The sequence below is a fragment of the Streptomyces sp. NPDC058646 genome (assembly GCF_042716875.1).
GTDB lineage: Bacteria > Actinomycetota > Actinomycetes > Streptomycetales > Streptomycetaceae > Streptomyces.
The window spans coordinates 45,797-55,643 of sequence record NZ_JBHXRK010000028.1; the positions used below are offsets into that span (position 1 = coordinate 45,797).

Annotated in this window: 7 protein-coding genes; 3 read left to right on the plus strand and 4 right to left on the minus strand. The window is 72.1% G+C overall.

What is annotated here, in order from left to right:
- Window positions 1-603 precede the first annotated feature (603 nt).
- From ACFWUZ_RS28825 to ACFWUZ_RS28835, 3 genes are all read left to right on the plus strand, one after another.
- Window positions 604-1,710 (plus strand): bifunctional DNA primase/polymerase, encoded by a 1,107-nt coding sequence (locus tag ACFWUZ_RS28825; RefSeq protein ID WP_384379072.1) that lies wholly within the window; start codon window positions 604-606, stop codon window positions 1,708-1,710.
- Window positions 1,707-3,323 (plus strand): phage/plasmid primase, P4 family, encoded by a 1,617-nt coding sequence (locus tag ACFWUZ_RS28830; RefSeq protein ID WP_384379075.1) that lies wholly within the window; start codon window positions 1,707-1,709, stop codon window positions 3,321-3,323. Before ACFWUZ_RS28825 ends, ACFWUZ_RS28830 begins: the two co-directional genes overlap by 4 nt.
- Window positions 3,324-3,503: 180 nt before the next feature.
- Entirely contained in the window at window positions 3,504-3,881 is a 378-nt protein-coding gene (locus ACFWUZ_RS28835) for a DUF6009 family protein (protein ID WP_384379078.1), read from the plus strand.
- Window positions 3,882-4,178: 297 nt separating this feature from the next.
- Here the strand turns inward: ACFWUZ_RS28835 and tpg are convergent, their stop codons facing one another.
- The 4 genes from tpg to ACFWUZ_RS28855 all read right to left on the minus strand — a co-directional run bounded on the left by tpg (window position 4,179) and on the right by ACFWUZ_RS28855 (window position 9,554).
- Window positions 4,179-4,733 carry a telomere-protecting terminal protein Tpg gene (gene tpg, locus ACFWUZ_RS28840; protein WP_384379081.1) on the minus strand — a complete coding sequence of 185 codons (555 nt, stop codon included), beginning with the start codon at window positions 4,731-4,733 and terminating at the stop codon, window positions 4,179-4,181.
- Between the two features lie 9 nt (window positions 4,734-4,742).
- Window positions 4,743-7,175, minus strand: a complete 2,433-nt coding sequence (gene tap / locus ACFWUZ_RS28845; RefSeq protein ID WP_384379084.1) for a telomere-associated protein Tap — start codon at window positions 7,173-7,175, stop codon at window positions 4,743-4,745.
- Window positions 7,176-7,329: 154 nt separating this feature from the next.
- The gene (locus ACFWUZ_RS28850) at window positions 7,330-8,295 is read right to left on the minus strand and encodes a ParB/RepB/Spo0J family partition protein (protein ID WP_384379087.1); all 966 of its coding nucleotides are present in this window, start codon (window positions 8,293-8,295) and stop codon (window positions 7,330-7,332) included.
- Complete coding sequence (locus tag ACFWUZ_RS28855; protein ID WP_384379090.1) at window positions 8,292-9,554, minus strand: ParA family protein; 1,263 nt, start codon at window positions 9,552-9,554, stop codon at window positions 8,292-8,294. The genes ACFWUZ_RS28850 and ACFWUZ_RS28855 overlap by 4 nt, the downstream gene beginning before the upstream one ends.
- Between the last annotated feature and the right edge of the window lie 293 nt (window positions 9,555-9,847).

The following is a 9,847-nucleotide window of genomic DNA, read 5'->3' on the forward strand; positions in this document are numbered from 1 at the left end:
GGGCGCATACACGCACGCACGTAAAGGCTGGAAGTAGTGATTCTGAGTCCCTTCAGTCCCTGAGTCCCTGGGGAGACCTCTCTGACCTGCAGGTTTGTCGAGGGACTGAAGGAGTAGGGACTGAAGGGGGATCGGGTCCGTTCAGTACCTGGGGTGGTGGACCGGGCTCTGGGACCGTTCTGGGAGCCTCGGCAGGGTGCAGGGACTGAAAGGGACTTACCGAGGAGTGACCGGCGGGTCGCCGCTCTCCTGGCAGGTTTCTCCGGAGGAGGACCGAGCGGGAGGACCGACCGAGGAGCAACTGCTCCCGCAGGCCGGGAGGGACTGAGTCCGCTTAGCGCGACACGCCCGGGGATGTACCAGCTTGGAAGAAGGAACCTTTCCGGAGGAACCGGGTGAGAACTCCAGGGACCGAGGGACTGAAGGGACTGAACTCTCGATACCGGTGCTATTTCACTCCGAGCCGACACAGTCTCTGGGGTAACCTCCGGCATAGTGAATCTTCAGTCCCTCTGGTCCCTGAGGCGCGAGGTAAACGCGCACGTCAGGGACCAGGCCGGGGGCCGGAGGATCTGTCCCTCACAACGCCTCAAGGAAGAGCCAGTGCCTGCCTATTCCGAGTACCCGCCGCAAGAAGTGCGCGGCGGGACGGCACTGGACGTGGCGACCTGGCTGGCCCTGCGCGGCTACCCGGTCCACCCCCTGGCCCCGGGGACCAAGACGCCCGCCCCGAACTGCCCCGACTGCCGCAGCGCACAGCACTCCCCGCAGGACTGCCCGTGCCGTGCCCAAGGGCGTTGGTGCCACGGCTTCCACGCGGCCACCACGGACCTCGGCACGCTGCGGCAGTGGTGGCAGGCCGAACCCGACTTCGGGATCGGCGTCTCCTGCGGGCCTGCCGGGCTCGTGGTCATCGACGTCGACGACCACGCCGAGTCCCTGCCCGACCGGCAGAAGCTGCTGCCGGGGATCCCCGTCCACGAGCGCGTCGACCTGACCGGACTGCAGAGCGGATTCGACACCTTGGCGCTCCTGGCCGCGTACCGTTCCCAGCCCGACCCCTGTGCGGACACCTCGACCCTGCGCGTCCGCACGCCGTCCGGCGGGATGCACATCTGGTACCGGGCGCCCGAGGACGGCCCGCGCTTCCGGTGTTCCAGCGGTTCGAGTTCCAAGGTCGCGCTCGCCTGGCAGGTCGACGTCCGAGCCGTCGGCGGTTACATCGTGGCGCCCACGACGCGCACGGCCGCCGGCGTGTACGAGGCACTGCCCGGAGCCCGGCTGCCCGCGCCCCTGCCTATGTGGCTGACCGCCGAACTCGCCCGCACGGGGCATGCCGTGGAGACCGGCCCAGCGGCCGGAGCGGCCCGTACGGGCCCTGAAGGGGCCTCAGGCGGCTCCGTGGCACGCCCGAGGGCTCCCCGGCCCCGGCGGGACGGACAGCGCGTCCTGGCCTCGCTCCTCGGCGACGTACGGGCCTGCGGGGCCAGCCCTGCCGGAACGGCCTTCAGCGAGAAGCTCAACCGGGCGGCCTTCACCGCCGGAGGGCTGGCCGCTGCCGGCCACCTGGACGCGGGGGAGTGCCGCCGGCTGCTGCTCGAAGCCGCCGACCATGCCCGACCCCACCAGCCACGCCGGAACGTCCTCATCGTCGAAGCAGGGCTTCGCGCCGGAAGCGACCGACCGATCCTCCCCAAGGAACGCCCATGAGCAGCGCCGGAAGCACGGGGTTCAACGCCCAGGCAGCGGCGGAACAGCTCGCCGCGTTCACCCCGGAGCCCGCAGACGGCGCGGACACCGCAGATGCCGCTGCCGCCAAGCCAGGCCGTCGCCTGCCCGCCCAGCAGGGCGGAGGTCCCGCCGCTGCGGCCCCCGCGGACGACTTCATCTCGGCCGGGCTGCTGCGCAACCTCACCGACCGGGGCAACGCCAAGCTGTTCGCCCACCTCCACCACGACCGGTTCCGGCATGTGGAGGGGCTGGGCTGGTACGTCTGGGACGAGTACCGGTGGAAGCGCACCGGCGGCGAGAAGGCCGCGATCTGGGCCGCCGGCGACATGGCGGAGGAGATGCCCAGCCACGACAGGCACGGTGTCTTCACCGACCGGGAGCTGGCCCAGCACCGCAAGCGCGCCATGTCCACCTCGGGCGTCAAGGCCATGCTCACCCAGGCCAAGGCGTCACCCGAACTCGCCCTGGACCCGGACACGCTGGACGGTGACAAGTACGCCCTGTGCACCCCGGCCGGGGTCGTGGACCTGCGCACCGGCGACCTGCACAAGCCCGACCCCACCCGGGACCTGCACTCGCGCGCCACCCACCTCGCCCCCGAGGCCATGCCCACGCCCCGGTTCCACGGCTTCCTCCACCAGACCTTCGGCGACGACGACAAGGGCAAGGAGATGATCAACTTCCTTCATCTCCTGCTCGGCTACTCCATCACCGGCGACGTGGGCGGACAGGTCCTGCCCTTCCTCTACGGCGTCGGCGCCAACGGCAAGTCGGCCCTCCTCGACGTCGTCATCAAGATCCTCGGTGACTACGCGGACGTGGCGCCTCCCGGCTTCCTCATGGAACGCGGGAAGTTCAACGAGCACTCCACCGAACTGACGGAACTCCACGGGCGGCGCCTGTTCGTCTGCAGCGAGCTCAAGCCGCACGACAAGTTCGACGAGGCCCGCGTCAAGCTCCTCACCGGCGGCGACCGCCTCAAGGCGCGCCGGATGCGGCAGGACTTCTTCAGCTTCGAGCCGACGCACAAGCTGTGGCTGCTGGGCAACCACCGGCCCGAAGTCGGCACCGGCGGCCACGCCTTCTGGCGCCGCATCCGGCTGATCCCCTTCGAGAAGGTCGTCCCCGACCACCGCAAGATCGACAACCTGGCGGAGGCGCTCGTCCAGGAGGAGGGCCCGGGCATCCTGCACTGGATGATCCAGGGGGCCAAGGCCTACCTCGCGACCAAGCCGGCCCTGACCGGGCCCAGCGTGGTCCGTAGCGCCACCCAGGCCTACGCCACCACCGAGGACCACATCGGGCGCTTCCTGGCCGAGTGCTGCACCACCGGGGTGGACCTGCCCGATCCCCGGGACCTCAAGGTGGAGCAGGGGGCCCTCTACCGGGCTTACAGTGCATGGTGTCTCGACGGGGAGGGCCTGCGCCCCGCCACCACCCGCGCGTTCGCCACACGCATCCGCGCCGAGGTCGGCGTCGCGTCACCCGGTGAGATGCTCCGCTCGAACGGGCAGAAGTTCTACCCCGGCCTGGCCCTCCTGGCCGACGAGGAGCAGACGCTGCGTGACGCGAACAGGGCGAGCACGACGTGACCGGCCGACGTGTGCCGCCGCCCCGGGGCGGGCACGCCTACGATGGACAAGGACGATGAACAGACCCACCAGCCGACGGCGGCCCCCACGGCCCTGCCGCATATCGGCATCGGCGCCGCTCGCGGCGTGGACGAACCAGGGGCCCGGAAGGGCCGACGTGAACGAGGAAGGACCCAGGCCATGAGCTCGCTACTGACAGCAAGCGATCTCACCCACGAGGACAAAGTGGTGTGGCTGGAGGATCCGGAAGAACTCGATTACGTGCGTCAGGCGCTGGACAAGACTCCCCGCCGCCGGGGGAGGCCGCGCTACCACCGCGACGGGCGCATGATCGGTTTCACCGAGCTCGGTGAAACGGCGGAAGCGGACCCCGACAGCGGTCTGCAGAAGCGGCGCGTCTTCTACCTGCTGCCCCACGACCGGGACGCGGAGCCGGGCGGCCTCTACCGGGAGGGCGCGCCGGGCGAGGCCGTCGACCCGCGCACGATCGAGCCCCGGCAGGTCGGCAGGAAGACCGAACGCTCTCAGCGAGGACTGTCCGCGCCGACGGTTGCCTGATTCGGTCCTTCGGTCCCTTCGATTCCTTCGACCCGTTCGGTCACGCGCTCGCTCCGGTCCCTCCGGGGACTCGGTCCCTCCGCCGCCTGCGTGGCTCCGTGGCGCAGCGACTCAGTCCCTCGGCACCTTGCTCCTGCGGTTTCGTTCGGGATGTTCTGCCCTGTTCGTCCTTATTTCCTGCTCATCGGATGCGGATGGCGTGGCTGAAAACCATGTGAAACGTAATGGCGAAATTCAGTCCCTTCGGTCCCTCCGGACCCTGCGGTACGAGCGGAGCCGGCGCGTGGCGGTGCGCGGCTAGAAGGCGAAGTCGACGTAGTCGATGTCGGTGAACTCGACCAGGAGCCCCTGGGCCCGGGCGCCGCCGTCCTTGAAATAGACCTCCTGCAGGCCTTCCGCCGCGATGGCGCGGAGCCGGGACTCGGTGGCGCCGGCTTCCTGGGCGGCGAGGAGACGGCTCGCGTACTCCGGCGGCAGGTGCTGGGTGATGCGGCGCATCCGGCCGTCGTCGCTCGTCCCCGGCGCGGCGGTGAAACCGAAGCGGGCGCGCGTCTCGATGACGAGTCCGGTGGTAGTGGCCGCCCGGTCCCGGGCCCGTTTGCGTACCAGGGGCTGCCAGCGGCGGCGTACCTCGGTCTCCAGGCGGGTCGCGAGGGCCGGCTTCGGCTGCTTGATCTGGTCCTTGACGTAGCGCTCGACCGTGCGCTGGGAGACGGCGAGGAGGGTTGCCACGGCTTTCGTGGACTTGAGCTGCTTCACCAGGAAGCGCATCTGTGCGCCCGCCGTCTTGGGGACGGGGCGGGTGAAGTTCTGTTCGTCGGCGCGGCTGAGGCTGTCGCTGATCTCGGGCATGGCTGGTCGCTACTCTCCGTCGGCCGCGGCGTCGTGGCCCTTGATGTGACGGGCGGGGTTGTGGCGTTCGTCGAGCATGCGGACGGCCCAGAGGAGGGGCTGGGTGCCCTCGTGCTTGACCATGCCGGGGCTGACCCCGAGACGGAAGCCTCCGGGCAGCGGCTTGCCTTCGGGGGTGCGGGGCAGGAAGTCGAGCGGGCCGGGGCCGTCGGAGAGGTAGACGGCGCAGTCGGAGAGGACGGCGATCGGGTACGTGCCTGCGGCGGTGGCGAGCTTGTTCATCTTGCGGTGCATGTTGACGCGGGCCGTGGAGATGACGGCGGCCCTGATGTCGGGGCGCCAAGTGGGGCGTTCGAGGGCGGGCCAGCGTTCGCCGGGGCGGTAGCCGGCGCCCTGAGGGCGTTCGCGGAGCTTGCCGATGCCGCCCTTGACGGTGGACTTGATCGCGGAGAGCACCGCCGTCCGCGCCGGATCCTGCTCCTTGTACGTGGTCATCGCGTCGAGGAACCCGGCCTCGGTCAGGGAGGGCGTGACGCCGAGGTCGGCCATCGTGGCCAGGTAGGCGTCGCGGAGGCGGGTGTACCAGGCGTCGAGGTACGGGCCGTGCTCCGGGCGCAGCCACGCCTGGGTGGGGCGGACCTCGTGGCCGAGCTCCTGCGCGTAGGCGAGGGTCGGGGTCGCGTACCAGGCGGGACCGGTGGGGGCCTGGCCGTGGGGGGTGAAGGGGCTGGGCAGGCGCGGGTCGAGACGCAGCCCCGAGAGGTCGGCGAGCCAGCAGCCGGGGGTCTTGGGGTCGAAGCGGGGCGCCTCGGTGTGGACCGCGGGGCCGAGGCCGACGGTCAGCCGGTTCGCGGCCGCGGCGAAGGCCATGTTCACGTCGATGCCGACGGCGTGGGTACGGGCGCACTCATCATCGGTGAGGAGCTCCGGATCGCGGATCCAGTCGTACGCCTCCTCGTCGAGGACCTGGTCCGGGGTGCGCTGGTGGGAGCGCGGGTACAGGGCCGCGACCACCGGGTGCTCGTCGGGGGCCTCCGGCGGCGCGGGGTCGACCGGGCGGGTGAGGGAACCGGCGACGGGTGCGGACTCCCAGACACCGGTGCCGGGGTTGCGGGCGGCGCGGGTGGGCGGGCGCAGGGCCGTCATGAGCTCCAGGCCGGAGACGGCGGTGGAGCCGCGGGGGGTGAGGACCCGGGTGGCGTAGCAGGTGAGCAGCTCGGCGAGTTCCGGCGCGGGCAGGGCGGCGGTGTCCTCGCCCCAGGCGCGCGGGTCGAGGGCGCCCCAGGGAAGGATCGCGAGCTGGACGCACTGGCGGGCCCCGCCCTGGGTGGGGCGGTAGATGCGGGGCCAGGGGCCGAAGCCGCGGCGGGTGAGCTGCCACTTGGCCTTGGCGAGCCGGCGCAGGACCGGGTGGTCGTCGGGCAGACGCAGGCCGCGGCGGTCGTCGAGGGTGAGGGGCAGGCCGAGGGCCTGCGTGGCCTCGGCGGTGAGGACGAGGAGCGGATCGCCGTCCTTGCCGTTGCGGTGGAGGCGGGGGGAGCGGAGCTGCGCCTCGGGGCCGAGCGCCCACGTGACGAGGTCGGGCAGGCCGGTGGTGGGGTGGTCGAGGATGAGCCCGCCGGCGGCGTGGGCGCGGCCGGAGCCGTCGAGGACGGCGAGGGGCCCGTTCCCTTCCAGGGCGGCGGATCGGCTCCAGGGGGCGGGCCGGGCAGTGGGGGAGCGTGGGGCCGCCGGGGCGTCGACGGCGTTAACGCCGTTAACGGGCGCGGCGCCGACCGGCGCCTTCGGCCGCAGCTCGGCGGGCGGGGCGCTGGTGGCCACAGCCTGCGGCGGCTCCGGCTCAGCGGCGGGGGTGCCGGTGGCGTTGACGCCGTTCATGGCTGCCGGGGCCGCAGATGCCTCCGGCTCGGCGGCCGGAGGGCGGGCGGCGTTGCCGTTAACGCCGTTAACGGCGTTAACGGTTGCGGGGGCCCCAGGCCCGTTCGGGCTCGCCTCAGAGGCAGGGGCGTCAGCGGCGTGAACGGTCGGGGGGACCGCAGGGGTCTCTGGTGTCGGCTCGGTGGCGGGGGCGCTGGTGGCGCTCGTGGCGTTGACGCCGTTAACGCCGTTAACGGTTGCGGGGGTCGCAGGGGGCTGCGGTTGCGGTTCGGTGGTGGGGGCGCCGGGGGTGTGGACGCTGTTGACGGGATGGAGGGCGGCGAGGCCGTCCAGGAGGCGGATGTAGGCCGCGCGCTTCGGGGGGCGGGGAGCGGTGCGGCCGGTCTCCCAGGACGTGACGGTCTCCCGGCGGACGGACAGGGCCTTGGCGATCTGGTCCTGGCTGAGCCCTGCGGCCTCGCGGAGTCGCTTGCGTTCGTCGGGATGCGGCAGCGCGTCCTGCGCCGCTGCCTCTTCGAGCAGGGCGTCGACCGCCGCGAAGAGGCCGTCTTGTTCCTCGTGCATGTGGGGCACCTCCGAGAGCAGCCTATGTGAACCGCACGGTTGAACGCACATGAAACGCACGTGGGGTGCCGCCCGCGTCTGCGCCCCCGTCGACTTGCCGTTAACGCCGTTAACGCCGTTAACGGCAAGTCGACGGCAAGTCGACGGAAGCGCCTCAGATCCTGTTGATCAGGAGTTCGGTCACGGTCTTGAGGTCCTCCGGGGACAGTTGGGTGGCCAGGGCCTCCGCGATGTCCTCCGGGGAGTCGGACCCGATCGTGATCCGTCGGGGGTCTGCGGCCGGGCTGCCGGAGGCTCCGACGGCGTCGACGCCGCCCCGACCGTCAACGCCGTCAACGCCGTCAACGCCGTTAACGGCGTTAACGGTCGGGGCGGCGGTCTCGTCCGTCCGCGTCCGCTGCCGGGGGGTAGGGAGGGTGCCGGCGGTCGCCTCGGCCGCGGCCTCCTCCTGTTCCTCCTGCGGGAGCCGCCCGATGCGCCGCGCCGGTTCCACCTTCAGCTCTCCCGACTCCACCTTGTCCTGGAGCCCCGGGGTGAGCTGGAGCAGGGTCAGCCGCTGGGAGACCCAGGCCGCCGTCTTGCCCAGCCGCTTGGCGACCTGGGCCTGGGAGCCGTGCACCTTGACGAGCTCCCGGAGGGCGCGGGCCTGGTCCATGGGAGCCACGTCGACCCGGTGGATGTTTGCGATCAGCGCCGATTCGAGGATGTCGGCGGCCGAGGTGGCCAGGGAGTCGTTCACGTGGATGTGCATCGACTTCAGGCCCGCCAGCAGGGCCGCGGCCAGCCGCCGGTTGCCGTCGATGACCACGTACGGGGCCCGGCCGAGCCCGTCGGTCTGCCCCGGGTGGGCCTCCATGAACGCCATCCGCGTGGCCACGGCCAGGGGCTGGAGCTGGCCGCGTGCGGTGAGGGACCGAGCCATCTCCTCCAGCTCCGTGAGTTCCTCACGGAGGTTGAACGGGTTGTGGGCCAGCGCCTCGATGGGGACCTCGGAGGGCGGGACGATCCCCGAAGTGGGAGCGCCGGTGGCCTCGGCGATCGCCGCGCGGCGGGGGCTGACACCGGCCGGCTGGGCCCGGGCGAACGACGCCGAGACCCCGAGCTTGTCGGCCTTGCTCATGAGATCTCCCTTGCGAGGGCGCGCAGCGCGATTGCCTGCTCGCCCCTGGGCGCGTAGACGAACAGCGGCTGCTTCACCCGTACCGCTTCGCGCTGTTCCTTGAGGTCGGGTACGACGGCCACCACGCGCGGATCCTTCATGTCCGTCCAGGCCTGGAGGGAGGAGGTCGCGATGTAGCCGCGCCGCCGGTCGTAGAGGTTGACGACGAGGCCGAGGTAGTCGATGTCGAGGCCGAGGTCGTCGCGCAGGTCGTTGATCTGGGAGGTGAGGAGGTCGTACGCGTCGGCGGACGAGTCCTCCGCCTGTACGACGATCAGCGCGCCGGAGGCACCGGGCTGCTCGGCGTCGCGGCGGCGCCCGTAGTAGATGGCCGCGTCCATGCTCAGGCCGAGGCTCGGGGGGCAGTCGATGAGGACGACGTCGTAGGCGGACTCGACGGGGGCCAGCGCCCGTTCGAGCGCGGCCTCGCGCGCCCGGACCGTGGAGAGGCGGACGTCGAGGAGGAAAGCGTCCGTGCAGGCGGGCAGCAGGTGCAGGCGGTCACCGAACCGCTCGTCCGGGACGGGCACGATCAGGTCCGCGAGGGGGCCCTTGGCCTCGCCCGCCATGTGGCGGGTGAGGCTGTCGCCGCCGATGGGCAGCGGCTGCCGGCCGAGCTGCTTGGTCAGGTGGCCCTGCGGGTCGAAGTCCACGAGCAGCACGCGCATGCCGAGGCCGGGCAGGTCCTCCAGGCCGAGCGGACCGGCCGCCGGGTCCGGCCGCCGGTCCTCGCCCTCGGCAGCCGTGAGGCGGGCGGGCTGCCGGGCGACGCGTACGGGGTGCAGGCTCGCCGGGTCCTCGGCCAGCGCCTCTCCGGTGCCCGCGGTGACGGCGGTCTTGCCGACGCCGCCCTTCTGGTTGCAGACGACGATGCGGCGTACGACGGACGGCCGCCGCACGGTGGGGGCCGGATGCGTCTCCAGCCAGAGCCGGACCGCCTGGGCCAGTCCCTGGATGAGGGAGACCCTGCGGTCCCTGGCACCGGCGCGGAAGGACTCCCACTGGCCGGCGGGCAGCCAGGTGGAGAAGGACTCGGCGCCCGAGGTGTCGACGGGGGAGGGGGCCGAGGCCAGCGCACCCCACTGGGAGATGCCCTGGTGGACCGCGTCCTGGATGTCCACCCGCAGTTGAGCGGTCCGGACCTTCAACTCCTGGCGCAGCCGCGGGGGCAGTTTGGAGACGACCTTCTCTCGGTCGCTCGGGGACGAGGGCGCAGTCATGGGAGGGACTTTACTAACGCGCCCTGGTCCGGGTGGCCGCCACGCTTGAGCTTTGCTAACGAAGCGCGGGCGACGCGGCGGGCGGTGCGGGCCGGGCCGGATCCGGGGCGGTACGGGAGACCGGGGCCGCCGGGCGCGTGCCAGGGCGGCCTCGCACCCGCCGTGGCGAGCACCCCCGTGGTTCGCCACGGCGGGTGCGAGGCCGCCCTGGAGGCGGCGTCAGCCGACCGCGACTCCGGGGGAGTGCGCGGCCGGCAGACCGAGCTCGGCCCGGCAGCCGGGCGAGCCGGCCG

Coding starts and splice junctions, on each gene's coding strand:
- ACFWUZ_RS28830 (WP_384379075.1), top strand. CDS start 1,707: ATGAGCAGCGCCGGAAGCACGGGGTTCAACGCCCAGGCAGCGGCGGAA.
- tap (WP_384379084.1), bottom strand. CDS start 7,175: ATGCACGAGGAACAAGACGGCCTCTTCGCGGCGGTCGACGCCCTGCTC.
- ACFWUZ_RS28850 (WP_384379087.1), bottom strand. CDS start 8,295: ATGAGCAAGGCCGACAAGCTCGGGGTCTCGGCGTCGTTCGCCCGGGCC.
- tpg (WP_384379081.1), bottom strand. CDS start 4,733: ATGCCCGAGATCAGCGACAGCCTCAGCCGCGCCGACGAACAGAACTTC.
- ACFWUZ_RS28855 (WP_384379090.1), bottom strand. CDS start 9,554: ATGACTGCGCCCTCGTCCCCGAGCGACCGAGAGAAGGTCGTCTCCAAA.
- ACFWUZ_RS28835 (WP_384379078.1), top strand. CDS start 3,504: ATGAGCTCGCTACTGACAGCAAGCGATCTCACCCACGAGGACAAAGTG.